This is a genomic window from Paenibacillus sp. Y951, from assembly GCF_056786395.1.
The window spans coordinates 20,548-45,871 of record NZ_JBXCIY010000026.1 but is presented as its reverse complement, the minus strand read 5'-3'; the positions used below and the strand labels follow the sequence as shown (position 1 = coordinate 45,871).

Sequence of the window (25,324 nt, the reverse complement as noted above, 5' to 3'; positions counted from 1 at the left end):
ATATCAACAGCTTACTCAGAGAGATTTATTCTAATGAAACTGGCACCCATGGGTGCCTATTATTTCTGCCAGGGTGGTCAACTTTTAGGTTAGCAAGGTGGTCAACTATTTGATTGACATTTACACTATTCAATATGTTGCATAATATCTAACTTGTTTAGCAAATATTTTAGTTTAATTAAATTAATTAAGATCATTCTAGAAAGTTTACAGAAGTAGAAAAAAGATAAAACTCCTTTTTGACTTCACTTTCCCATGCCCACTTATTTATGACGCTATATTGAGGATCAACATAAATCTTAATTGAAATTAATGATTTAAATGGCACTGGATATGAAGGTGCTTCGATTGATATGTTTTCGAACCCGGCTAACTTGAACATATTTTCGAATTCCATTTTTTCTGATGCTGATAAGTAATTATTAAGCTCAACTTTCTCGACCAATTCGTTACTTATATGACGAAATGTTTTTGTTTCAATGTGATAATACATTTTAATGAAATTTGGAATTGAAATTAACAGAAAAATTATGATCAAAATATTGAAGATTTTAATTTTTTTCATATAAAAACCTTCTTTCTATGAACGCTATTATTCAATGAATTACATTGTTTAAAACCATAAGAAGCATAGCCATTAATGACAGCAGCCAACATACGAAAATAATTCTATCCTTATTATCATGATCACCGTAGTTTCGGATTCTCCATAACGATATGAGAGACGATACTATAATCATTAGATGGGCAATGGGAAAACAATCACTCCTAGTCCCTCCCATTTTTAGCGAATACCATCGATATTATATTGTTGTACGAGTCATTGATAGCTTGCGATACATTGCAATTATAGCAGGATTATTTTTCTCGTATGTCTCGTTTTTAATGAATGGTATATCGAAAATTCTCTCCATATACGTCATAAGTTCTACATATTTCAAATCTTTTTTTTCGACCGGAAGATCTGAATGTAAAATTTCCTCATACTGTTTGTTTATTTCTGATAACTTCATTTCAATAACCCTCCTTTTTCTAATACACTAGGCTATTCAATATGTAGCCTAATAACAGCTCGTCCACATTTAGGACAATATTTCATTGTTTTTTCAATTCCATCATAAAAGCACCAACCACATTCTCTTTCTATTTCATTTAATATCTCTTTACTCTTTATAATTAAAGTTGTTTGATTTGTACGCTTTAAATATGTTTTGAAACATTTCCATGAATGTCTCAAATAACCCTTAGTATTTATTTTGTGTTTTTTGCAAATAAAATAGCCAATCATCCAGGCATTTATTTCATCTATCCATATATATAAGAAATAACGGTATTGCCCAAGTCTCCACTTCTCTCTTATACTTTGATAACGTATTATTCCATTATCATTTAATTTTTTGAAATATTTCCAATGTGCAAGTTCATGCGCAAGTGAAAAAAAGTTTGACTGAGATTGTTCTACTGGTTCAAACGGCAAATAAATAATTGGTTTAGAATCAACAATATTTAATGAAAAACCATCACTAATTGAATGTCTGATTGAAACCTTCAATTTTATTCCTTCTTGATGAATTTCATTCAATAACTGTTCTGTCATTGTAGTTTAATTTATACCTTTCTTATGAACGATTTTATTCATTGAGTTACTTCAAGGAAAAAACTTCGATATTGTACCCTGCTTCAAGTAGTACATTGCCCATTATGAAGTATAGAGCGGAACAAATTATAGCTAATACTAAAATTATCTTAAGATTATGACCCATCGTTACACACCACCTTATTCATTTTGATGTATCGTCTCTTTCTTCAAATCTGAAAAAGTCCAACACATATCCGACAATGCAACCTATCACCAAAATAGCTATAATCAATAACATCATACCAAGCAACAATTTTTCTAGAGGACTGTACATTTTCACACACCTTTCTATTCTTTTTGTTGCGTCGTAGTTGTATTCGAACTGCGACACTCACTCTGTTTCAAGCTCTCCTGTCCAACCACACTTACATTTGTAGTTCCAACAAGTAACCTCCATAAACCCATGATTTTTCAAGACCTTACCTGTTCGGGCGGAAATGGTTTGCCCCACAGCTATCTGCTGGAATATCTGCAAGTTCTTATTGCCACACTCAGGACACGCTTTGTCGTCCATTCATTCTCACCGCTTTCTGTCGCAATATGTGTCATATCCGTTTAACTTGTTCCCAAGCTAACATTAGATTTCTCAATTTCCGTACCATCTCTTTATCTGAATCAAAATCCGATGTAAGAACACTCTTTGTATAAGAAATCACCACTTGCTTCTGATATTCGCGCTCTGTTTCTTCTAAAATTTCTTTTTTGTAATACTCTACCGATCCAAATTCCACATTTTCACCTTCCTTCGCAATATGTGTCATATTCGCAATCGTACTGCGACAATTAAATATTGTTTAACTCTACTTCCAAAAGTTCAATTGCTTCATCTGTATTGTGATGAGTTTCGTTATCTACTAAAATATCTGTAATTGGTAAATCAACTTCATTTTCCATTTCCATACCCTGCTTGATAAACCATGTTTCAATTTCAACTCTTGCTTGTTCAGCCCTTTTTGCATACCTACTATGCAGATGTACTTTGTCTACAATATGTTTAGGCAATTTCCTACTGCTCATGTCTATTATCCTTTCCTACTGTCGTATTTTGTGTCATATTCGCAATCGTACTACGCATTACTTTTCTTTGGATGTGCTACTTGCATCTAGGACATTTAAAACCTTCACTCCCACCGTAAACGGTATAGACCATTTCACAATCTAAGCATCTAGCCATATTTAACATACCTTCTTTATTCCAAATGTTTTATTTTATCAAATTTTTCTTTCACGACTTTATAGTAATATCCCATAGCCCTGTTTTCACCCCGATAAGTGACTTTAAAAATTTTGTTTGAATTCTTTTCAATGCTTTCCCAAAGTTTGAATTTCCCATAGGATTCAAGCATTTTGTATTTTACCATTTGATAAACCACCTACTTATTATTTTTCGTTGGATGCCCAGTGAAATGTTACTGTCAGATGCGACAAATTCATATCATCAATTTTATTTAACAAATCATCACTACCTTTTTCCGATCTTACTAACTCACGTTCCGATCCATTCTCTACCAACATAGCGACCAGCTTACTTCCATCAAAATTTTCATAAACATTAATTTTCATTTTCCTCGCTCCTTCGCAATATGTGTCTACTAGACAACAGGTTATTCAAAATTATGGATCTACAACTTACAACCAGGTATTCATTTAAAAAGTGAAGCTTTGAAAAAAATCTACAAGAAAAGGTATCACAAAATAGGAGAATAAGAACGTACACGTTAAGCTTAATTTTTTTGTGTTTCCTTTTAAGTTGATTATCTGTTTCTTTAGAAACCAACCCAACTAATATTACGATAACAATTGTTCCAATTGAGACAAAAGTTATAGGATGAGCAAATTTTTTAATGATGTATTCGAAAATGTTCATTGACTGCAAATTAATACTATCGACTAAGCTTGGCAATGTAAATGTGCTTTGAATAACTCTCAACAAAAGCATAATCCCTAATAATTGAATTAAACTTTTAACAAATTTTATTTTTCTTAGGTTCATCCTTTTACACTCTCCTTTTTTCAATACACTTTTATATTCATTGAAGATCATTCGTGTTCTCTCTTCATAATTTTGAGATAACTTTTGATATATCTTTCATTTTCATTTAATATATTCTGCATAAAATCAATAACCGTTTCAAAAGCCACGCTTTGGTCATCTGTTAAGATTTCATCGTTACGGCGTATATAAACTAGCCATTCCCATATAGCTGCTGTGTTGGGAGACTCTTCTTTATAGATTATATCGTTACTGTTCCAATGAGGATAAAGCTTGTTATTATTTTGCTCGCTCATATACACCACTTGATTATCCATACGTTTGAGATCCTAATCGAATTATAAACTTACCTTACACATCACTTGAAAAACAGAATAATTTGAATATTATGACTTAGAATCCTGATAATCGCAAAATAATTGAACTCCTTTATGAAATACACATAAATTTTGACTTGATCTTTTTTTACGATAGACAGACTCATGGGAGAGCAGATTACCTTTTACTTGATCGAAGTATGCCCATACAGTGCTATTACTAGGCTGATAAGGTATTAATTTTTTTGTATAGATATGAGTTGTTAAAACATCATGCTCTTTTAGGAGCATCAACGTTTCTATCCAATCCAGAAATGAAATTTTAGGAGCTTTAACCCATACTTTATACTCTCTGGATACATCAATAACTTCTCTATCGCCGAACTCATCAACGTTCGAGCTGTATTCATAGCTGATTTTTTCCATAATAAAAGATGTTTCCATAACCTCTATTAACGGAGGAAGTAAATTTAGTTCCATTGCTCTACACTCCTGTAATCATTATTTTCACAATTATATAATTTTGATACTGCAGCTCAATATCTAGCATGATCTAAACACTATGTAGTCTGACATTTTCGACCAAGTATAAATATTATATTGTTCTTACATATTCTAACACTTTTTCTATTCCGTTGATGATTAAAACACTTGTAATTAGAAGTATTGGAGTAGAAAAAACAATGATTCCAAAGATATTGTCTTTCATTATCAAGAACCCACATCCTTAATTAAACTGAATATTTCCTAGAGATAATTTCTTTCTTTGGATAATCGTAAAGATTGACTAACCACTCGTTAAAATCGTAAGTGACAAGAATATCAGCACCAGGACAACCGTAATGTAATGACTCCAATAAAAATGACAGATTTCTATGATCTTGTTCAGTATAATAGCAATGATATAAATCCTTCCCCTTTTCAACGTAAGGGGGATCAATAAATATAGTTGTATTCGATTGCCAATATGATTCCTCAATTAAATCAAGGGCATTTTCTTGTGTAATTTCAATTTTGTCGCTCATTGCATGAATTATTTCAATTCTCTTTATTAATTCAGTTGGATTCCACCGAGATAATAAATCTTTTTGCTTTCCATTTCGACCACCTAGAGGATTCGCTTTCGAAATTCCGCTATATGCTAATCTATTGACCAGCAATGAGGCCCATGCTGCATCAATAACATCAGTGTCTAAATAATCGGATTGAATGATAGTCTTTGCCTTAAAATAATCATCATGTGTAGGAATTATCGTTGTTAATTTTTCTACAAGAACATATGGCATATGTTTTATCGTCCACCACAAGGCATAGACGCCTGTATCAAGGTCGTTCATATGAAGATGATCGATTAGCCCTGCATGAAGTAAGGCTAACTCAAAGCTCCCCCCACCAGTGTAAGGTGATACAAGCTTTTGCAACTTAGACTCTTGAAGATGTGAAAATAAGTAATTTACTATTTTAGATTTCCCACCTGGATACCGATAAGGGGATAATCTTTTTGTTAATTGAACATCAGGGGGATTAGTGATAAGATTTTTTGAATTTTTTTTTTCTAAGATGAGTGTGAATGTATGTTTTATCGAGTCATCATTAAGATAAGTATATCCATCACAATGATCGCACCAAGAACCTTTACCAGCAGCATCGATCTGAAAGCTGTCACCATCACGTACATCTTCGTGACCACAGAATTGACACGTTACCATAATGATAATTACCTCCCGTTAGTCATGGTGCTAGCGTATAACTAAACCCAAACTTCAATGATTACGGGATCATCATCATCGCTTCTATTGAGCTTGGTAAAGTTGAAGGGAATGACGGCATGTAAGGCTTCTAGCGTATCAGCTATAACGGCATACGGCGTACCTACGTTCATATCAAACAATCTCGCGACATATTTAGTAGGACGATCAATGGGATGATCGTAAACCACTATCATAGGCAGCATGAGTTCTTGTAGGTTAACTTGCTCAAATGAAGTAATTATCGTTGTATCTAACATAATTATACCTCTCTTCTATTTGTTAATAATGAGTAATCAGTAAAGGAAAATGGAACAAAGTAAGCCATTGTTTTATTGAATAATGGCTTACTTTGTTATGTATTAATAAAATTAATCAACTTTGAAATAAAAGTGGATTGGTGCTGCTCTCCAGCTTAGATAATAAACGGATATTATCGAACAAACATTCTTCGGGCGATATATCCCTATTGATACGAGTTGAGATATCTTCACCATTGAAGTAATAATGTTGATTTTTCTTCCTTCCTTGTAAATAGCCTGAAGAGTCTGCAGAGAACATAGGATACTTATATAAAAGATTAGATGAACCACCAAGCCAATGAAAATTCTGTTCACTGAAACGATGATAGATTCCATTAAACAAGGCATCTTTGACTTTATTCATACTACGTGGACCCGCTTCAATCCCCATATGTACCGTACCGCCAATACCTATTAAGGCATGATCTTGCTTAACTAACCCTTCTAGAGCTTGCCAGTCGCTCTCTCTCCAATCGCTTACATTAGGATGCCATACCGGTATAGGTTTACGACCTGTTAGCTCATAGAGCTGTTCATAGTTCCGCTGAGACTGCTCGGTATTATTCGTGACATCTAAGTTAAAGTAGTTCCATATTAAGTGATCATATCTCTTAATGAAGTCGGCATACGCTACAATATCTATGGGATCTTGTTTTCCATTCTTCATTCTTGCTTTATAGGCTGAAAACTCTCCCGAATCGAGAAGCAGCTCCATGTTGTTTTCTTCTATAAATTGAAGCAATTTCGGATTGGCCGACTCTCTTAGGTAGTAATAAGAGGCTAATATCGATTTCGCGCCATTCTTTTTAATCGCCTCTTTATCTTTACGTGAAGCCCGTTCAAGACCGCTAAAGAAGTATCTCACACCCTTGATCGTTAAGCGTAATATCCCACTAGCAGTAGTGGCAATCTTCGCAGTCTCAATAAATAGATGCTTCAGTAAGCCAAGTAAAGCAGAATTCATATGACTATACTTTTCCAACTCTTTACGAGTAGCTGTCTTCTTAGCTAGTAGGTATGCAATAGATTTACGCAGCTTTATTCTGTTAATATATTGAGTAACCTTACTTTTGCTTGTTCTAAACGCAATGCGATCGCTAGTAAGACCGCAGATGACATTCTCGCTGCCTTTTCCCGTAAGGAAGATAGAACGTTCACTCCATTTACTTAGAAGTCTACGTTCCACCTCTCTAGCTTTCGTATCATAATGATTCATACCATTCACCCCAATTAGTTATTCACCTAGCCTGCCAGTATCTTTAGCAAGATTCCAAATTTGCAAGGAATGATAGTCTTTCCAAATCGCAGTGATCCATTGCCTATACTTAGCAGTGAATCTCTCCGTTTTTGTTGCCCTAACAACTAATTGCATAAATTGTTTTCTGAATTCCATAGGGAATGAACATGCTCTAAGATACTTAATGCGGTTATCATCTTTGGGATCTACGACTACAACCGTTAATATATTGGAACATTCGTTAATGTTTTGAATCATATGACTAGGGTATAAGGTCGCATCGAACGAATTTTCAAGTACATATGACGTTTCACCGAATCGGAATAAGAATAGTGCTTTTCCACCTTCTTTGAATATTCTAGTTTGTATGGATGACTTTTCGAATAGAGCTATTTCATCCTTCGATGTATTAGGAACGAACATGACCAAAAATGGTTGTATAGATTGACCCGCTTCATCGGAAAGCAATTCAAATGCTGCTTGAAACTCTTGCCCATTATGCTTTACAAGTGTGAATGGCTCACCAATACGCAATGCTGTAAAAGATGGTTGATTCATTTATATAACCTCCAAGTAGTTTATAAGTTAACTGTACTGGAGATTAGCGAACTTGGATAATTTACAACACCCTAAATTTACATCCCATCTCAAAGCAAAGACGATAGATCATTTTTTACAAGAATCTACCGTTTTAGCGGCAATTTTATACAACTTTTAATTCTAGTTGTTTCATATTTTCTATTTTTACTTTGATACGCGTTAAAGTGTTATCTATAGATTTCACACTATAGCCAGTCGATTGAGAAATTTGTTTATTTCGGAAACCGTATAAATAATAACGCAGTACAGTCCTTTCTTTGGCTGAACATTTAGAGACAAAGGCACGATATGTCAATTGCCGATCATACATAACTTCCTTCATAAGCAGTATCTCTTCAGGTGTTGAGACTTTAGAACGTAAAACATGTTCAAACGTCATTGTTTCATTCTCGTCCATATAGTTATTGTAAGAAAAAGCCTCATTAAGAATTTGATGTTTTTTCTAGTGGCAGCCGTAATTTGATTCTTCAATCGACTATGTATATGCAAACTAACATATTGGTTCAGATGCCCTTTACTTGGATTATATTTTAGTACCGCAATATATAATCCGATAGAAGCTTCCTGCCACAAATCTTCCTTTTCTATGGAAGGGCCAAAATAACGATTACTAATAGTTTTGATCATGGGCTGGTATCGTTCATATAACTGATTAAACGCATCTTGATCACCGTTATTAAAGCGTTCAATCAATGTTAGTTCTTCTTGATCTATCATGTCATATCCTCCAAAGTATACTACTGAAGCTATTAATGTTTATCTTTGATGATTGGGAAATCGTTTAGGTTAAGCCCTTTATGTGCATCATATAAAACAAAGTGATACCCTTGATTTTCGTATAGTTCTTTAAGCTGCTGTACATTTGTACCACTACGCTTTACATGTACGACACTTCGAGGAATCGTGTTCTCTACAGTAATGTCAGGCGTATCTTGCTTACCATCATGAATTAATGGACTAAGAAATTGTAGATTATGTTGTACCAGTTCACTAAATAGTGATAGATCATCCGCTCTATGAATCGGAATAAAAGTTTCTGGACATGCAGGAATGAAAACGAGTTGCGTATCCGATAATTTTTTATTGTACTTAGGGGTTCTGTATAACACCCAATAACCTTCATCGACATTCAGATTAGTAAGATTCGCTTTTTCATATACTGATTTGAATACTGATACATATCGATAAGGCTTCTGAGGCTTGTCTTGTTGTTCCAAGGAATAGAAGGGTATATTTACAACCTGGTCGTTCTTCACGTTTGGTTTTACGCCCCCTGAGCGCTTTCCCCATCCTATCAGGAGGATATTGGTATTGAAGTTGAATTCGCTTTTTGCATTGCTTAGATAGATATGTTTTTTTTCAAGTTGTACTCCATTTAACCGTGTACGCATGGCAGCGCGATACAAACGACCAGCCACATTTCGGGGAGCCCCAGGAACATATTCATTTACCTTCAGTTCCGTTAACCAAGACAACACTAGGTATCGAATGGTAGTAGCTTGCTGTGAATCATAGGATATATGTGCTAATAGCGGAGCGGGTAACTTAGTAAAGTCTACTGTACCGTTGTCTCTTGGTGGTGGGTTAACTTTAGCGTTAATAAGTCCATCATCATCATTTATTATAATCCCTAGCCCCTTCAACTGGCCTTTGTAGCCCTCGGAGTCTCGATTAAAAGTACAATGATAATCATGTGCTTGGCTTTGGTTGCGAAAGTTAACAAGATGAAATTTATTACTTTTTTTACGGACAAACAATTTGGGATACGGCATCGTATTTTTACATTTGCAATAAGGTTGTGTTTTTGTTGTATGCCAATTATTCAATTGTTTATTGAAAACGATAATTTCACTTTCTTTCATATCACTAAAATGTTTGAACTGAACTGTCTCTCCATTTACTAATAACTTAATCACCTATACCCTCTCCTTATTGCTATGTTTTTTTATTATGAGTAACTGTTCAACCTTAATATGTTGAGTGCAGTAATTGTACTTTTTGACAAAACAACATCGCGGTCATTCAAGTTCCAAATGTTAAATTTTTGATTTGTATGATTGATCAAATGGCATATGACCCCATCGATACATCTGTAGACATTTAACTCATAAGTGGTTGATGTACCTTCAAATAATAAGTGATGGCTAGGTATGGGTAGTATATTGCTGTTTGTTAGTTGTTCCTCGGATACCACTAAGGAAATCCGATCCTCTTTTTTACCTAAAAACTCTAATAGTACATTTACATCTGACAAACCTGGCGTATTGGTTATTCGACCATAGAAAGAAATGATAAAGAGTTGATGATCCTTTATTTCATAATGAAAGATAATATCTTCATCAATTGCAGCAAAAAAAGGATTTAGAAATCTTATTCTACCAAGATGAATTATGCAGCTGGTTAAATGCACATGTAATTGCTCAAATACCGGTATGACTGTAGATACACGCTCGTTCCAACGCTGCCATGCGTGATTTGTAATACTAATGGAAGTAATTCTTTTTAGTTTCTCATTAAGCATATTCGTGATGTGAGAATGGTCTTTACTCAATAGCAGTGGTTTAAGATCATCAAATCCAATGGGTATACTTGATTTATCAGCGATATATTTATTGGAAATTTGAATCGGCTTACCTTTTCTTACTTTCATAATTATTACCTCCACTCTATGAAGCGACTTCACTTTCTCTTCGCTTATACAATTTGTCTAACTCATTAGTAATAATGAATACATTAAGTTTAAACTTGTCAATGTGGAATCCGTTATTATTCAGTCTTTGAAGAAGTTCTTTTCTATTTAAATACGGGTAGTGTCCAATAATATAAAACGATACTTCTTCTGGAAAATTAATATCTATTTCGTCAAATAGCTTTGCTTTATTCTTCTTACGATTTTCCGTTACTACTTTTGTAGGTAGTACTTTATATGAACTAATGATCACTTCATATTGCTTTGGTTTCACTTTTCGAAGAAAACCTAGTGAAGTAAGCCGCTGACAAATATTCAATAAATTGCGTTCACTCAAAGTATATTTGATTAAGCAATCATTAAAGCTTGCTCCTGATCTAATGTCTTCCATTATGTTTGCTTCTTGTTTACTTACGATTTCTGTCATGTGGTATTCATCCTCCTTTATAATTACTTGTATCTTAGCACTGTCTATATGGAACCGCATTTTTGTATAGTATAGAAAAAGCAGCACAACAGTACAGGAATGACCTGTACCAGAAGTGCTGCTTCTAGTTCGAGAATAGATTATAAGTTTATTAAAAAAATCATTATCTTGTTTAGATAAACAACAATTATATGCTATAATCTATCATATCATCGGCAGAACCGATATGTACATGTTTATTTACGTGTACATATCGGTTCTTTTTTTTATAAATTTAAGTGAGGGTGACATATAAGATAATGCTGAAGGATACATACATAATTACCATTCCACATGCAGAAGATCGCGAGTATTTGCAATATTTAGTGAAATTATTTTCGAGGTTATTAAGCAAAAAAGATCCGTATTTATGGATGCATTCCGTTAACGTAGCCACTTATGCTTACTGCATAGCAGATGCACTTAAACTAAATGACGATCAAAAATTCATCATTTATATTGGTGCCATTCTACATGATATTGGAAAAATAGAAATATCAGATAGTATATTGAACAAAAAAGATAAATTAGTATATGAAGAATGGAAATTGATGAAAGAACATTCTCTTTTAGGTTATGAAGCTTTAGTACCATTAATAAACGAAAACAAAACCATATTGGATATAGTCCTTTACCATCATGAAACGTTAGATGGTAAAGGATACCCTTATCAGCTCAAAGGCGATGATATTTCACTACCAGTTCGTATTGTTTCTATTGCAGACAGTTATGATGCTATGACTAGGAATAGAACTTATCAACGAGCGAAAGATAAGAAAAGTGCCATTAATGAACTACTTATTAACGCTGGAACTCAATTTGATAAGGATTTAGCACATCTATTCATAGAAATTCTTAACTCAGGTAGAGCTATCCCTGAAGTGCTTTATTTGAATAGCGAACCTCTTATCCAGTCATCATAAATAAACCAAAAAAAGCATATCGTGAGATATGTTTTTTTTGGTTTATTCTTCAAGTAATTAATTCAGGCAGCATTTTTATAAGGTTCATTTTATTATAAATGCTAATGTTGTTTTCAATAAACTCTTTAATGAATAAAATTTGATTATTATCCATAAGTGGGATGATCGCGGTTTCTGTCATGTAAGCTAGAGTGATAATACACCTTTCATATTCTCCTAGATTACTTGGTAAGTTGATAATTAATTTTTCAAGTTCTTTAACATATGTTTTTTGATTACTATCTAAACAAAAATTAAGTTTTAATTCCAAATACTTTGTGTAGCTATCATAATGATTCGTTTCGCACATTTTTTCAATATAAATTTTGGCCGAATGATATTCTCTTTTCTGAATTAATGAAGCTATGTATTCGTTGATAACTAGATGATAATGAGAAAATTTTGTACAGTCATCGTCGCACTGTACCATAGAATGCAATATTTCACTCTCTATGTCCTGAAATAAGTGGTGAGTCTTTTCAGGGTGATTCATTACAAAATAGTACAATAGAGTCGAAGCTTTTAATACGATATTTATATTTTCTTCATGTCGTAATTTAGAGAAAGATAGTTTAATTGAAGTTACAACTTCATCCCAGTTTTCATGAAAATAATGAATAATCGCCATTAAATAATCAAAATGAACGTGTTGAACATGACAACCAGCATTATACTCGTATCCCCTGATAGCAATTAATTTTGCTTTATTAAATTGGTACATATGTATATAGATTATGGTTAAGTTATAATGAGCAATGACTTTATATTTAGTCAGTTCTTCTTGTTTTTCTAACTTATCTAAACGCTCCAAATAGCTATTATATTTAACGATCGCTAATTCTGTATCTTCAATATAATGTAGGGCGTTAATATAACTGATTTCAGTTCTAAGGACCTCGTGGTCGATAGTATCTTCTGAATTGTAAGAGAAATTTATTTTCTCATATATGCTGATTGCGGTATGATAGTGCTTTATAGAACTATAATAGTGACCAGAGATGCGATATAAGGTATTTTTATATTTATGATCATCATAGTTATGTTGTAGTAATCGAACGATTCTATCTTTTACAGCGAGTGGTTTATTTATTTTAATAAAGGCTTCTATTAATTCTAATTCAGTGAGCAAATTTATATCTTCATCTTTGTCTATTGTTGAATTGATGTTTAAGACGCTGTCAGTAGGAACGTTTAATGCTGCACAAATTAATTCTAGATCATTTTTTTTAAGCTTTTTAATCAATCCATTTTCAAGATAACTTAATTTCGCATGTGATATTTTTGTTATATCGCTTATAGCTTTAATGGCCAAAGATTTTTTTAACCTAATATTACGAATTTCCACTCCAATTTTCACAGGATCATAGTTTTTGTCAATATATTCACTCATCCAAATATCCCCTATTTTTACATTCCTTTTTACAATAGAATAAACGATATTATTTGTTTTTACTACAGTTTAATAGGACATTCCTATTGAAATGTAGTAAATAGGTCTTAAATAGATAAAGAAGCACTTTTTGTAGTATAAGTGCTTCTTTATGATTCATTAGCTGCAAAATTCTTACGCAAAACCATTACAAAAACTTTCATAAATCCGAGTAACAATTTTTCGAGAGAGTCATACATTTTCATTCTCTCCTTCTCTTTTGCTTAATTCAACGAACTAATTTAGTTAATATGTAGTATATAAGCATTCTCAAACAGATAATTGTTAGTCGATTAATTCCCCGACTGACCTATATATACAGACTTACTACAATCAAAATATATCCTGTAATTCCACGTATGAAGGATTTCTTAGCATAGTCCCTTGCTCTAATATTTCCATGACGATAAGGGATAAATGAAATAACAGAAGCTATAAGATTATAAAATAATCCAACTAAGAAGAACAATGGCTGCACGAAAGATCAACTCCCATTACAAAAAATCTAATTCCAATATATCAGATGATTCAAGTTAGTGTAGTTACATTCGTTCTGCGACACATTAACAAGAATATGGCTTACTTGTATTCATGTTGTCGATTCTCTTCTCTCTTTCCTGAAGAACAAGGTTAATATCTAACTCGTATTTAGTTCCTTTTGCCATTACAGATAGTAAAGTGGCAATACAAGCATCCATATCACCAATTGTTGAACTACATTCAGCTTCTGCACATAACTTTAAAACTCGGTGAAATTTTGTTTTACTTTCTGCCAATTCAAAAACTTCCTTTCATTGCGTAGTTTGTGTCTTACACGCAATACACTAATTTATTCAATATGTTGCTAGATTTGCATTTTCTCCTTCTATAGATGTAAGTGTGGCGTGTACTTTCGCAAATATTGATGAACGACAGTTTCACTTTTTATCGAAGGATCAAGTTGAAGCCTCTTCCCCGTTTTTTGCTCTATCATTTGTAACAAATGAGCAAAGGTAGCATCGGTAAACCATTGCTTAGGAATAGCAATCGATTGACGGATCATCACTTTACTTTTGGAATATACCCACAATACATAATAGTTTTCGTCATAATAAATTTCAGGAATGACTACAGATCCTAGCGACTTCGCTTTTTTATTTATTAGCACAGGTAACTTCAACCTCTTATGGCCATACCTTAGCGTCCGAATTGCAATACCGTCAATTTCATCTAGCTTAATGTGATGTGAAGTGCTGCCATCTGGTCTAAAAATATGGCACATTAGATGCTCACAATCTAAGCTAATATAAGGAATTTGCTGCTGCGTCGGAGCAGCAAATTCATATTTTTTTACTAATTCCTGATAGATTCCCGTATAGTGATGCTGATAGCAAATAAGGAATAAAGGGAAGGAGATTAATATCCCAACAAGCCAAATCCAGTGCATATGAATGATAGAACCGATTCCACTACCTATTAAAACAATAAGTGGCATCACATACCAACGATGATTAACCTCTTCAAAATTTCGATATGACATTGCAACATCGCTATATGTTCTTGCCATATGCCAATCTGCTGTAGGGCAGTAAAAGGTATCTGTTTGGGTTGTCATTTATTTTCTCCTATCATTTTTTGCTTGATTAATTAAATCATTCAATTCTTGTTTAAGTTTTTTTGTATCCAAACTAATACACTCTCCTTATTCATTATGAAGTATGTGATGTTGTTGATTTATCTATTAACTCTCGGGCTTCTCCAAATCTATTATCTTTTTTAATTTCCAAAACTCGTAACCGAAAAAAACTAATGTTAGTAAAACACCATAAATAATATAACCAATGAACAAATACTTCAATGTAAGCATGTTCTCAAGTAGTTCTTTTCCATCAAAGAAAAATGAAAATAATAACATGAAAATAATAATAGGTATAAAAAGAAGACTGATAAAAATTATCATGTTTTTATGTGACCACATATCAAGTTTTCGATATTCTTCAATTAATTTATCAGTACTCATATGTTCACACTCCCTATTCAATTTATATTTTTTTCGATACAACCAGGTATTCATTATGTAGCATTAAGCAATCTCACAACAATTGAAACTAAATTTACTGCTACCACAATAAATGCAAGAAAATAATTAATTGTTTTGTAATTCTTGATCTTCTCTGTCTCTCTAGCAATCATAAATATGATTATTCCCATTACTAGACCAGCTATATTAAGCCACATAGTTACACTCTCCCTATTCATTTTGATGTATTCACCTTATTTTTTTCTGCTCTATTTCGAAAATATGACCGGTAACATTTTTCTAGCTATATCTGATAAAGTTGTCTTTTTATTCGGAGAATATTCTATCACTTTTTCAATTAAAAGAAGTGCAATAAAGTCTTCTATGTTGTATTTATTTCCGTTTGGATGGATATTCTTTATTTCGGTTAGATCTTCAACTAAAGATTTGTCTAGAGATATAATTACTGGTTCTTGAACTTCCTCAAAAATAGGAGCATATAGTTCTTGTATATTCATTAATCTCTTAGGATCATTAAAATCTTTAGATTTCGTGTGACTTATTGATTGTTCAACTAATTGTAATTTACTATCCATAAAGTTTTTTAAATCTACTATATTTGAACAGTTACGAGCCTCTTTATATGTTTTTTTCAGATCTAATAAATCTTCGAGTAAAATTTCTTGATCACTTAAATCTAGATATGGTAAGTTATTGATTATTCTCTTTAGTTGATTAATTTTCCTCACTCTATACACTCTCCCTTTTAATACACCAGCATATTCATTATGTTTCCTGGTAGTCGATTAATTCCGACTGGCCGTAGTAGGGAACTGAATATATCAGGTTATTCATTGTGTTACCTTAAAACGTGCTTGTGTACCTGACATTCCCGGAATTTTAATTTCAGATTTATTTGACGGTACATATTTTTCACCGTCCCAAATTTCAAAGGATTCAATAGAGTCTAAAGAATATTCTTCACGTCCTGCATCGATGACGATATTACCCTTAGACAGAAATATGTGGCCATTAATATAATCCATTTACAATGCACTCTCCTATTCATTATGTTTCATAAATCATTTTAACTTACCTTAGAAGAAATTAAGTGATTTTGTAAATATTTTTTTTGATTTTTACATACTCAGTTACTACTTTCTTCACTGACTCAACTTAGCTTATTCTTTGCAGAACTTACCTTTTGGAGATAAACTACACCTTTCCATTGGAACACCAGAAGAAACTAAAGAAACACCTTCTTTTCCGTATAAGGAAACACCCTAGTGATCTCTTGATACGTAATCCCCATCTTCTCATTGGCGATATCGTGTATTTCTCTCGGAATTCCATTTCTTACTTTATGGAAATAATGATGTGACCCTTGCGCAGAACGCTTTCTTAACGTAATGGAATCAGATACACTTGCTTTACATAATAGAACCATTTCGGCTATTAAAGCAGCCGATTCTTCTGTATTCATATCTAAGATAGGATAAGCATTTTCTTGAGTTATGGACTTCATATTAAATCCCCCTTCGGCAGTACTATATCAGCCATCTTAGTTCAGAATCATGTTATTCAGCAACTTTACTCTTCCTCAACATGTTCATATGTATTTTTTCCATAAGTCATGGTAATATTGGAAACAACGCGATATATTTCAGCATCACTGATAAAGGGAGATACTAAACGAGTTTGACCTTGTGGCGTTTTGAAATAGCCATCACCCTTACCAAGTAAATTTTCAGCGCCCTTAGAATCCAAAATCACTAAACTTTCAACCACTGATGTAACAGAAAAGGCAATTCGAGCGGAAAGATTGGCCTTAATCGTCGGTGGAAAAATTTTAGCGACTGGTCTTTGTGTAGTAAGTACCATGTGAATGCCCGCTGCTCTCGCTTCTTGTGTAAGCCTTGTAATAATGGCCTCTCTCGTCCCGTCTTGCGCTTGCAACATCAATGAACCAAACTCATCTATGATCACTACGATATACGGCAATGATGGATGTTTAGTGTTTTCTAACATCACTTTAGCATTATAACCATCAAAGTCTTTAACCTTCAAATCCTTCATTAAGGCATATCGTCTTTCCATTTCGTTTAATACTTTTTGTAACGTTTTATCTGCAAATCTAGAATCTGTAACTACAGGCAGCATTAAATGTGGTATATCATGATAAGCATTTAATTCTACCATTTTCGGATCGATCATCACGAGTTTCAAATCATCCGGTGTGTTACTCATAAGTAGAGTAGTAATAAAGCTATTTAAAAAAACACTCTTCCCACTTCCAGTCGCTCCTGCTACTAGTAAATGTGGCATTTTTGCTAGATTTGCAAAGATTGACTTCCCACTTAAATTCATTCCTACCGGAAATGATAAAGCCTCCTTTTTCGACAAGAACTCTTTATCTTCAAGCATTCCTCTTAAATTAACGACATAAGGTGTAGGCGAAGGGATCTCAATTCCTATCCTAGAGGTTCCAGGAATCGGAATTTGTAAAGCTATACGTTCCGATTTTAGTGCCATTTGTAAGTTCGCCTTGTAGCTATTAAAGCGATTCATGTTGACTTGCATGTTAGATGGCTCTATCTCAAAGCGTGATACCATTGGACCATTCACTATATGCTTTACCTTTGCTGGTAGTTTAAGAGTGACACACATCGCTTCTAGGTCTTTGACCTGATTCTCTTGTGCTACGCTTAATTTACGGTCTGAAGTATCCTTTGTGAGTAAATATAGTGGTACTCGATAGGAGTTACGATTTGGAAACTTGAATATGATTTTTCTATCTTTAAGTTCCAATACTGCGTCAAAGGTTTGGCCATTACTATTCTTTTTTTGAAATCCCTCGATCAAAGGGGTTTGCCCTTCTTGAATTAAATCAAGAACGTATGCCCTAGTTATCTCTACACCGAGTATTCTCTTCTGTAACGTAAACCTACATCCATCTTTATAAGCCGTACAACCGTAAAATTCGCCTTTATCTACTAGCTCACCTCTATTACATTCTGGACAATTACCTATACGATGATCGCTATTCAATTCAATACCCGCTTCAATGGTTTCTATTACCATTGTAGATACCGTAAAGGTTTCTCCATCGACTCTATGAACTACGGTGCTCTCTTGTGGAGCAGGAGATGGCGCAGACGTCGCTTTTTTTGATGGCGCTGGTGTTTTAGCTTTAGGTGGTGTAGTATCTTTTTTGGTAACCGGTTTAGCTGCAGATTTAGATAATTCTTTGTCAGACCATTCATTTGCAGGTAGTTTAGCGACGTTCAATTCACACTCATGAAGTAATTGAGGTAAAGATTCTTTAATTTCGCTAAGGAATTGTTCTTTAGACAGTGTTCCTTCACTAATTTTAGCAAGTTTCACTTCCCAATCCGCAGTATAATCGACATTACCTATAGCAGATTCCCCAATCGCTTGTATAACTAAAGAACCTAGCTTCGTGATATGTACGATATTACCTGTTACCTCTATATAACCACGCTTGATTAACGTTTGAATAATGGAGCTTCTAGTTGCTTCCGTACCAATGCCATTCACTTTATTAAGAATACGGCCCGCTTCCTGATCCTCCACCTTACGACCAGCGTTTTTCATTAATGGAATGAGTTGACCTTCTGTATAGCGTGAAGGTGTCTTCGTTTTGCAAGCTTTAGCACTTGTTTGTTTGACACTACCCGTTTGTCCTTCTACTACATTCGGTAATATCAAGTCATCCTCTTTATCTTGACCTAAGTGAGCATAAAGAACTTTCCAACCTTCAGAGTGCATCATACGCCCTTCTGTCTTAAATGAGAATTTATCATTCACATAGGTTTGGATAACTGTCTTATCATAGGAAGCGTTGGGATAATGAGCTGCTATTAACCTTCTAACGATCAAGTCATACAAATTCTGTTCGATTTCTGATAAGGCATCTAGTTGTGGTATAAGTTCAGTAGGGATTAGACCATAGTGATCTGCTACCTGGTCATTGTCCGTATAACGCTTGTTGTTTCTGATACTAGGCATTTCATCTAATATAATTGCCTTATAGTTCTCCAGTGATGTCAGCTGCTCCAAGATTAGAGGAATCATATCCGCATCTTCTTCAGTTAAATATCGCGAATCCGTCCGAGGATAACTAATATACCCTGCTAAGTAGAGTTGCTGCAGGTGCGTATCGGTATCTGCTATTTTATATTTATAGATTCTGTTTGCATCGGCTTGTATATCACTTAACGCATACAATTGAGGTGGTTGTTCTTCTTTACGCTCCGTAAACGCCCGTTCAATTTGGGCTGGCTTATTCAAACAATAACGTGATAGTGATTCGGCTTGTACTTTATCTTCGATACGATCAACGTCACCAGAAAACCATTTACCCGTTAGCATGTTACCATTGATTTCAAATTCAGCATACACTTCATAATAGTCGTGTGGAATGAAGTCTTTGATAGCTTGTTCATTCGTATGTATAAGTTTTAACAATGGGGTAACGACTCTACCGATTGACACCGCTTGTTTGTAGCCCTTCTCATTCATCTTAACGGTATAGCCGCGACTTAATGACATACCAACTAACCAATCGCCTATACTACGAGCCTTAGCCTCATGAAACAAACCTATTTTCTCTTGTTCATCTAATAAGTTTTCAAAGGCATATTTCACCGCTTGTTCGGTTAAAGATTTAGCCCAGAAACGCTTCACAGGCTTTTTATTCCCAAGCACATTCATAATATTATGAAAAATCAGACTGCCTTCGCGCGCTGGGTCCATACAATTCAGTACTTCAGTAATGTTGGGATCAGAGAGCAATGTTTTAATATTTTGAAACAATTGTTTCTTATCATTACTCACTAGGTACTTAAATGAAGTGGGTAAGATGGGTAAGTCTTGCCAGTTCCATTTTGCATATTTTTCATCATAGTTTTCGGGTTCCGCTAATTGCACTAAATGTCCCGCTGCCCATGTAATATAAGCGCCATTAGGAAACGTATTACAAGGCTTTAATTCAAAATTCATTTTATTTTCGACATGTTCATAGGGCGCAGCTAATTTTTTGGCTTGATCTCGTTTTTCTGCTACACAAAGTATTGATGCCATTTATAAGTCAACCTCCTACAAAAAAAAGAAGCACTTCTCCCCCTAGATTAGAGGTAGAAGTGCTTCTTCATTCCGTTGTACTATTTATTTGCTTCATTATAACATAATTCACATCAATGAAAAGATATTTTAGCGATATTCACTGATTAAGGTACTGTTCATATCGTAAAGCTCCACTGGATCACTCTTGTCGTTGTTATGAACATTAGCGGTAGTCCACTTTAGGTAGGTATCATTTTCTTTAGCATTTTTACCACTCGTCACATAAATGGTATCACCTGGTTCTATCGTATATCCATCAGGGAAGTCATAGACTTGATTCCCTTTTACGCTAACAAGAGTCCATCCCGTTAAGTTGATACTCTTTGTATCTTTATTGGATATCGTGACAATCTCACCAACGTAATCAACACTATCTACGGAGAGCTTACCTGTTGTGCCTTGAACGGTTGAACCGTCTACCTCATCATAAGACCATAACCCTCGATCTTGCTGTCTAGCATCGGCTACAAGCGCTCCAAATAGTTTCTCCCATTTCACGTTAGGTTGATAGGTCATCTGATTAGCATACCCTTCAGCAGCGAGCTTAGCATTGTACATTAAGCCATTCACATAGACATAGGCTAATAATCTTCCATATTGGTCCCGCTGCCCTACATCGAACTCTAACAGTACCTCTTTATTGGTTAATTGGTCTTTCGTATAATCCGAAGCCAAAATACCATTGCTGTTATTCTTGTCTTGGTTAGGGTGTACACTTTCCGGTCCATTTACTCCGATGAGCCTTAATTTTTCTAAGGTACCATCCGATAGCATAACCTCTAGAGTGTCTGAATCTATAATTCTTTTTACCGTAGCGGGAATCATAGAAGCTGAACTAATAATAACCGTTCTACTTTTACTCTCCCAACCTACTACACTACCTAACGATTCACTTACAAAGCGTAAAGGAACAAGTGTAGAGCCATCGATCACCTTACCAGGCGTGCTTAACGGTATCGCTTTACCATTTACTATTGCTTGCTTATGCCCGATCGTATATGTAATGGATACATCGTCTTTTGTGGCTGTCACCGTCTGATTCACTTGATCCCACTTCACATTAGCACCTTGCTTTTCAAAAATGACACGCATAGGCACTAGAGTAGATCCATTTTCTATGATAGGGTCCGTTGTAAAAGCTAGTCTTTCCCCATCTAAGTAGACACTCGGTACCGATGGAGCAGCTGATACTTGAAAGGTTGGTACTAGTAGTGCCGCGCACATTACAATACTGAATATTTTCAATTTCATTAGTTAACCTCCAATAATCTTATAAAGGCGACTTATTTCAATTAAGCTTAATATGACGTAGTATACATCGGCAAAAATCACTCGTCATTTATGGAAGACCCTATTATTCTGAAATTAAGTTGTTTATAACCGTACTATAGTTAATATCAATTGCTTTGATAGCTTTCCAAGCCAACTCTTCTGAATGAATAGAGATCCTTATAACAAAAATATCTAATTGAATATTTCTAAATACATAGTGGCCATCTTCCTGTGATTCCAAAATCCAATTCTCATTATCATTACCATTCACAGGTATTGGCATCTCTACAGTGATCAATTCTCTATAGTGGCTACTAGCCTTAGATATTAAGTTGTACAAACGCTGTATTTCTTCATCACATTGATCTTTATCTAATGAAGATAATATATGATTGTTCTCTAACTCCTTCATTAGCTCAGTATATTTTATTGCTTTTACTAAATCACTAATTTCATCCTCTACTATCATAAGCTTAGAAAATTCAACTCTTATTTCGTTTATGCTGCGCACTATTGCTCAACACTCTCCTAATCCATATTTATGTTGCCTTAATTAATTCATTTTTCTGATAAGTAGCCACTAACGCATCTTGATAATAAATAAGGTAGGTTTTATCTTCTCTTTTGATGCGATCCAAGGGAATATGTTGTTTTTGACATAGTAAAGAGTGCGCTGGAAGTTACTTCACTGCTCACTCTTTACATGTTACTAAATTATTGTAATGTCATTGCCTTAAATGAAAGGTATTCTTCTTCACTCAACACACCATATGTAAACCAAAAGTCTAATTCATCAAGGTTGATATTATCAGGAGAAGCATACCAATAATCGGTCTTATTCATCAGTTGATAATGATAAACTAATAAATACTGATGATGAATGTCGCGACATTCAGAAATTGCCTCCTGTAGTTCTTCTTCCGTCATCATCAAAGGCTCTCGATCCTCAGTACATAGATAGATTTCATCAAATTTCCGAAAAAATACTTTATGTGTAATAGAAAGTGGAAACTGTAGCAAAATGGTTCACGCTCCTTATCGTTTTAGAAGGTATTGAATCCCGTTGAGGTATATTAGCATTTCTTGTAGCGATTTGATCACTTCTTTTCGTTCATGTTGCAAAATCTGTCGTCCTGCAGGTGTAATATTGTAGCGACATTCTCTTCTAAATCTCGGATCATTCCATTGGCCGATAACCCATCTGATATCCTCATGCTCCAGCTCTTTGGTGATTTGATAGAAATAAGAGGAATTAAAAGACCAATTATGTTCCTTCAACATGGATTGCACAAAATCTAATCTCGTCACATCATCATGATTCATTAGATACTCCAGGAAGAAGTATCGCAGCATGAGTTGTACATTAATCATGCGATTAAACAGTTTCATTTCTTTATCGTCAAGGGTTGATGAGTGAAGTTGTTTATCACGAATAATGTAATGATGAAAATGATGCACTTGCTCAATAATTTTTTTGAATGTAAGTAAGTAGGTATGTTCAAACCAATCTAATTTTTCTTTTCCTTCATTGGTTAATCCTAAGATACGCGATCGATTGTATGTTGACTCGGTTTTAATCCATTTGAACATTTCCATTGAATTAATTACATCATAAATATGTGTTTTCTTAGGAACTTTGCCGAAATCACTTAGTAAATTATTTATATGGGTAGTTAGTTGTGAGACATCGCAACTTTCATTTTCTAATTTACGAAAGATAATGAGATATAAAATTTCAGTTTTACTCATACCAAAACGCTCAGGTTTAGAACGTTCATTTTTATTTACCGACATAGTTTCACTTCCTTTAACCATTAAATTATAATCTAGCATAGTTGAATTCTCAATCATAGTGCTTACTATTGTTCAGTTAACATGATCTCTACAGCCACTAAATAGTCTAAAGGAACACGACGAGTGGATGGTATTTGTATGGCTTGTTTTTGGAAAACATCAAAAGGGATGCTCTTATTCCCTCGAATGCTAAGATTTCGTTGATTCCAATATGGTAAGAGTGTGTTCAATGGTAACAGAAAATGAAGATTAAGTTTTGAAAATTGAACGATAAAGAAACAAGCAGCCCCGCAGTTCTGATGGAGTCTAAGGCGTTCAACTTGATGATCATCAATATTTTTTAATGGAAAACTTGTTTTATTGTCGGTGCTTTTTGCATCAAACCATAAGGACCTACCTTGATAGGTACCGGTATAATCGACTGAGCTCTTCTTTGTATAGAAAGCTTCTATTATTTTAGCACCCTCACTCCGTATAACCTGTATTGGGGTTGGAATTTTCTCGATGATAGCAATTTTCTTGTTCTCATAACTGGAATTGATCCACTCTATATACGTTTCGAGATCCATTCCGCGATTTCCATAGATTACGTCAGTAGATGCACTTACTTTCTGGATACCTCCAGGATAGTTCATAACTGTTCACCTTCTAAATTCGACTTGTTCATCTATTGTCAATCAAAAATAGGTCATATTCAAATTTGCAAGTACCTAAATTATATAAACAGAAGGAATGAAGTTAAAAAGTAGTCTAACACTATAGTTTCATTCCGTTCAATGGGATCATAAAGATTAGTTTATCATAACAAAAAAGCATAGGATTATGATTCCTACGCTTCTTTATAGCTAGATTCAAAGTGTTTACGTTCAACTTGTTCCATAAATGCCTTTAATTTTAATTGATTTACTTTGCTGATACCATCAGCTTCAAGACACCAACGTTGAACAGTTCTTTGACTAACTTATTGTAGTATCCTTATAGTTGTTGGTTTGCTCTCTTTTTCGTGATTGACGAAGTGATAACGGTACACAATGAAAACATTTGGTATCGATGCGCAATTGGCCACACCGTTGACATCTACCATTTGCTTGTCTTTTAGCTCTCAATCTCTTCATATAAATGGCTGCTCGCGTTGGAGCATTCTCTTCTGATGACATAATAATCCTTCTAATGACTGATTCCTATAAGTATGAGGATGTCTACACCGAAAGGTAATGATAATATAACAAAAGAATGCTATGAGTTCATTTATCCAAAGAGTAGATTTATGATTCTTCATGATTACGTACATTTATACAACAAAAAAGGAAGATCAAACTGACTAATCAGTTGATCTTCCTTGAAAATCAGCAAAAATTTCGTATTACGCTTGAACAGCTTCACGTTTTGTTGAAATAGCAGGATCATTAGTAGTTTGTCTAAGCTCATATTGTTCTTTAAACTTACGTTCAATCATTATCATTGCAAAGTTTTGAGAAATTTTACGATCCTGTTCAGAACTTTTACGTAACTCATTTTTTAATGCTTGACTAACTGCCATACTATCAACTCCTTATTAACTAATTAGCCTCATTGTATCATAGGAATTAGTCGTTGACACTATTTCTTTTTCTTATCATCAATGGATTTCGCACGATCAATAATAATATTAGCGAAGTTAGCCGATATTTTTTTATCCTGCTCATACGATTGCTTTAATTCCTGTTTTTTCTTTTCATCCATGCTACTATCA

At 34.2% G+C, this 25,324-nt stretch carries 35 protein-coding genes; 1 reads left to right on the top strand and 34 read right to left on the bottom strand.

Annotated features, from left to right (window positions below; genetic code table 11):
* Window positions 1-193: 193 nt before the first annotated feature.
* From AC1TPB_RS23065 to AC1TPB_RS22980, 18 genes are all read right to left on the bottom strand, one after another.
* Entirely contained in the window at window positions 194-565 is a 372-nt protein-coding gene (locus tag AC1TPB_RS23065) for a hypothetical protein (protein WP_482078634.1), read from the bottom strand.
* A 238-nt stretch (window positions 566-803) separates the two neighbouring features.
* On the bottom strand, window positions 804-1,013 hold the full coding sequence (locus tag AC1TPB_RS23060) for a hypothetical protein (RefSeq protein WP_482078633.1): 210 nt from the start codon (window positions 1,011-1,013) through the stop codon (window positions 804-806).
* Window positions 1,014-1,045: 32 nt separating this feature from the next.
* Entirely contained in the window at window positions 1,046-1,597 is a 552-nt protein-coding gene (locus AC1TPB_RS23055; protein WP_482078632.1) for a hypothetical protein, read from the bottom strand.
* Between the two features lie 587 nt (window positions 1,598-2,184).
* Window positions 2,185-2,400, bottom strand: a complete 216-nt coding sequence (locus tag AC1TPB_RS23050) for a hypothetical protein (RefSeq protein ID WP_482078631.1) — start codon at window positions 2,398-2,400, stop codon at window positions 2,185-2,187.
* A gap of 22 nt (window positions 2,401-2,422) precedes the next feature.
* Window positions 2,423-2,641, bottom strand: a complete 219-nt coding sequence (locus tag AC1TPB_RS23045) for a hypothetical protein (protein WP_482078630.1) — start codon at window positions 2,639-2,641, stop codon at window positions 2,423-2,425.
* A gap of 188 nt (window positions 2,642-2,829) precedes the next feature.
* Entirely contained in the window at window positions 2,830-3,000 is a 171-nt protein-coding gene (locus tag AC1TPB_RS23040) for a hypothetical protein (protein WP_482078629.1), read from the bottom strand.
* Window positions 3,001-3,019: 19 nt separating this feature from the next.
* The gene (locus AC1TPB_RS23035; protein WP_482078628.1) at window positions 3,020-3,202 is read right to left on the bottom strand and encodes a hypothetical protein; all 183 of its coding nucleotides are present in this window, start codon (window positions 3,200-3,202) and stop codon (window positions 3,020-3,022) included.
* Between the two features lie 477 nt (window positions 3,203-3,679).
* Entirely contained in the window at window positions 3,680-3,949 is a 270-nt protein-coding gene (locus tag AC1TPB_RS23030; RefSeq protein ID WP_482078627.1) for a hypothetical protein, read from the bottom strand.
* A gap of 69 nt (window positions 3,950-4,018) precedes the next feature.
* A complete protein-coding gene (locus AC1TPB_RS23025) occupies window positions 4,019-4,429 on the bottom strand; it encodes a hypothetical protein (protein ID WP_482078626.1) in 411 nt (136 codons plus the stop codon).
* 251 nt (window positions 4,430-4,680) lie between these two features.
* The gene (locus tag AC1TPB_RS23020) at window positions 4,681-5,658 is read right to left on the bottom strand and encodes a DNA adenine methylase (protein WP_482078625.1); all 978 of its coding nucleotides are present in this window, start codon (window positions 5,656-5,658) and stop codon (window positions 4,681-4,683) included.
* Between the two features lie 41 nt (window positions 5,659-5,699).
* Window positions 5,700-5,957, bottom strand: coding sequence for a hypothetical protein (locus AC1TPB_RS23015; protein WP_482078624.1), 258 nt, complete (start codon window positions 5,955-5,957; stop codon window positions 5,700-5,702).
* Window positions 5,958-6,072: 115 nt separating this feature from the next.
* The gene (locus AC1TPB_RS23010; RefSeq protein WP_482078623.1) at window positions 6,073-7,215 is read right to left on the bottom strand and encodes a hypothetical protein; all 1,143 of its coding nucleotides are present in this window, start codon (window positions 7,213-7,215) and stop codon (window positions 6,073-6,075) included.
* A gap of 18 nt (window positions 7,216-7,233) precedes the next feature.
* Complete coding sequence (locus AC1TPB_RS23005) at window positions 7,234-7,794, bottom strand: hypothetical protein (RefSeq protein ID WP_482078622.1); 561 nt, start codon at window positions 7,792-7,794, stop codon at window positions 7,234-7,236.
* A 145-nt stretch (window positions 7,795-7,939) separates the two neighbouring features.
* Window positions 7,940-8,233: a LuxR C-terminal-related transcriptional regulator gene (locus AC1TPB_RS23000; RefSeq protein ID WP_482078621.1), complete on the bottom strand. Its 294-nt coding sequence runs from the start codon at window positions 8,231-8,233 to the stop codon at window positions 7,940-7,942.
* Entirely contained in the window at window positions 8,212-8,553 is a 342-nt protein-coding gene (locus AC1TPB_RS22995) for a sigma-70 family RNA polymerase sigma factor (RefSeq protein WP_482078620.1), read from the bottom strand. Before AC1TPB_RS22995 ends, AC1TPB_RS23000 begins: the two co-directional genes overlap by 22 nt.
* Before the next feature lie 32 nt (window positions 8,554-8,585).
* Window positions 8,586-9,752, bottom strand: a complete 1,167-nt coding sequence (locus AC1TPB_RS22990; RefSeq protein WP_482078619.1) for a DUF1173 family protein — start codon at window positions 9,750-9,752, stop codon at window positions 8,586-8,588.
* A 32-nt stretch (window positions 9,753-9,784) separates the two neighbouring features.
* Entirely contained in the window at window positions 9,785-10,486 is a 702-nt protein-coding gene (locus AC1TPB_RS22985) for a hypothetical protein (RefSeq protein ID WP_482078618.1), read from the bottom strand.
* Between the two features lie 16 nt (window positions 10,487-10,502).
* Window positions 10,503-10,952 carry a hypothetical protein gene (locus tag AC1TPB_RS22980; protein WP_482078617.1) on the bottom strand — a complete coding sequence of 150 codons (450 nt, stop codon included), beginning with the start codon at window positions 10,950-10,952 and terminating at the stop codon, window positions 10,503-10,505.
* 299 nt (window positions 10,953-11,251) lie between these two features.
* Here AC1TPB_RS22980 and AC1TPB_RS22975 point away from each other — a divergent pair, with 299 nt between their 5' ends.
* On the top strand, window positions 11,252-11,914 hold the full coding sequence (locus AC1TPB_RS22975) for an HD-GYP domain-containing protein (RefSeq protein ID WP_482078616.1): 663 nt from the start codon (window positions 11,252-11,254) through the stop codon (window positions 11,912-11,914).
* Window positions 11,915-11,963: 49 nt separating this feature from the next.
* On the opposite strand, the gene AC1TPB_RS22970 is transcribed toward AC1TPB_RS22975, so the two are convergent.
* The 16 genes from AC1TPB_RS22970 to AC1TPB_RS22895 all read right to left on the bottom strand — a co-directional run bounded on the left by AC1TPB_RS22970 (window position 11,964) and on the right by AC1TPB_RS22895 (window position 25,314).
* Window positions 11,964-13,343 (bottom strand): helix-turn-helix domain-containing protein, encoded by a 1,380-nt coding sequence (locus tag AC1TPB_RS22970; protein ID WP_482078615.1) that lies wholly within the window; start codon window positions 13,341-13,343, stop codon window positions 11,964-11,966.
* Between the two features lie 602 nt (window positions 13,344-13,945).
* Window positions 13,946-14,158 carry a hypothetical protein gene (locus AC1TPB_RS22965; RefSeq protein WP_482078614.1) on the bottom strand — a complete coding sequence of 71 codons (213 nt, stop codon included), beginning with the start codon at window positions 14,156-14,158 and terminating at the stop codon, window positions 13,946-13,948.
* Between the two features lie 89 nt (window positions 14,159-14,247).
* Window positions 14,248-14,976 (bottom strand): hypothetical protein, encoded by a 729-nt coding sequence (locus AC1TPB_RS22960; protein ID WP_482078613.1) that lies wholly within the window; start codon window positions 14,974-14,976, stop codon window positions 14,248-14,250.
* A 126-nt stretch (window positions 14,977-15,102) separates the two neighbouring features.
* Window positions 15,103-15,381 carry a hypothetical protein gene (locus AC1TPB_RS22955; RefSeq protein ID WP_482078612.1) on the bottom strand — a complete coding sequence of 93 codons (279 nt, stop codon included), beginning with the start codon at window positions 15,379-15,381 and terminating at the stop codon, window positions 15,103-15,105.
* A gap of 53 nt (window positions 15,382-15,434) precedes the next feature.
* On the bottom strand, window positions 15,435-15,620 hold the full coding sequence (locus tag AC1TPB_RS22950) for a hypothetical protein (protein ID WP_482078611.1): 186 nt from the start codon (window positions 15,618-15,620) through the stop codon (window positions 15,435-15,437).
* Window positions 15,621-15,650: 30 nt separating this feature from the next.
* Complete coding sequence (locus tag AC1TPB_RS22945) at window positions 15,651-16,130, bottom strand: hypothetical protein (protein ID WP_482078610.1); 480 nt, start codon at window positions 16,128-16,130, stop codon at window positions 15,651-15,653.
* A 102-nt stretch (window positions 16,131-16,232) separates the two neighbouring features.
* Window positions 16,233-16,427, bottom strand: a complete 195-nt coding sequence (locus tag AC1TPB_RS22940; RefSeq protein ID WP_482078609.1) for a hypothetical protein — start codon at window positions 16,425-16,427, stop codon at window positions 16,233-16,235.
* A 200-nt stretch (window positions 16,428-16,627) separates the two neighbouring features.
* Window positions 16,628-16,906, bottom strand: a complete 279-nt coding sequence (locus tag AC1TPB_RS22935; RefSeq protein ID WP_482078608.1) for a hypothetical protein — start codon at window positions 16,904-16,906, stop codon at window positions 16,628-16,630.
* A gap of 65 nt (window positions 16,907-16,971) precedes the next feature.
* Entirely contained in the window at window positions 16,972-20,484 is a 3,513-nt protein-coding gene (locus tag AC1TPB_RS22930; RefSeq protein ID WP_482078607.1) for a DNA translocase FtsK, read from the bottom strand.
* A gap of 129 nt (window positions 20,485-20,613) precedes the next feature.
* The gene (locus AC1TPB_RS22925; RefSeq protein ID WP_482078606.1) at window positions 20,614-21,777 is read right to left on the bottom strand and encodes a stalk domain-containing protein; all 1,164 of its coding nucleotides are present in this window, start codon (window positions 21,775-21,777) and stop codon (window positions 20,614-20,616) included.
* A gap of 103 nt (window positions 21,778-21,880) precedes the next feature.
* Window positions 21,881-22,309, bottom strand: coding sequence for a hypothetical protein (locus AC1TPB_RS22920; protein ID WP_482078605.1), 429 nt, complete (start codon window positions 22,307-22,309; stop codon window positions 21,881-21,883).
* Window positions 22,310-22,512: 203 nt separating this feature from the next.
* Window positions 22,513-22,818, bottom strand: coding sequence for a hypothetical protein (locus tag AC1TPB_RS22915; protein ID WP_482078604.1), 306 nt, complete (start codon window positions 22,816-22,818; stop codon window positions 22,513-22,515).
* Between the two features lie 15 nt (window positions 22,819-22,833).
* On the bottom strand, window positions 22,834-23,649 hold the full coding sequence (locus AC1TPB_RS22910) for a hypothetical protein (protein ID WP_482078603.1): 816 nt from the start codon (window positions 23,647-23,649) through the stop codon (window positions 22,834-22,836).
* A gap of 8 nt (window positions 23,650-23,657) precedes the next feature.
* Window positions 23,658-24,227 (bottom strand): Holliday junction resolvase RecU, encoded by a 570-nt coding sequence (locus AC1TPB_RS22905; RefSeq protein ID WP_482078602.1) that lies wholly within the window; start codon window positions 24,225-24,227, stop codon window positions 23,658-23,660.
* 728 nt (window positions 24,228-24,955) lie between these two features.
* Complete coding sequence (locus tag AC1TPB_RS22900) at window positions 24,956-25,132, bottom strand: hypothetical protein (protein ID WP_482078601.1); 177 nt, start codon at window positions 25,130-25,132, stop codon at window positions 24,956-24,958.
* A 59-nt stretch (window positions 25,133-25,191) separates the two neighbouring features.
* The gene (locus tag AC1TPB_RS22895) at window positions 25,192-25,314 is read right to left on the bottom strand and encodes a hypothetical protein (protein WP_482078600.1); all 123 of its coding nucleotides are present in this window, start codon (window positions 25,312-25,314) and stop codon (window positions 25,192-25,194) included.
* Window positions 25,315-25,324: the final 10 nt, after the last annotated feature.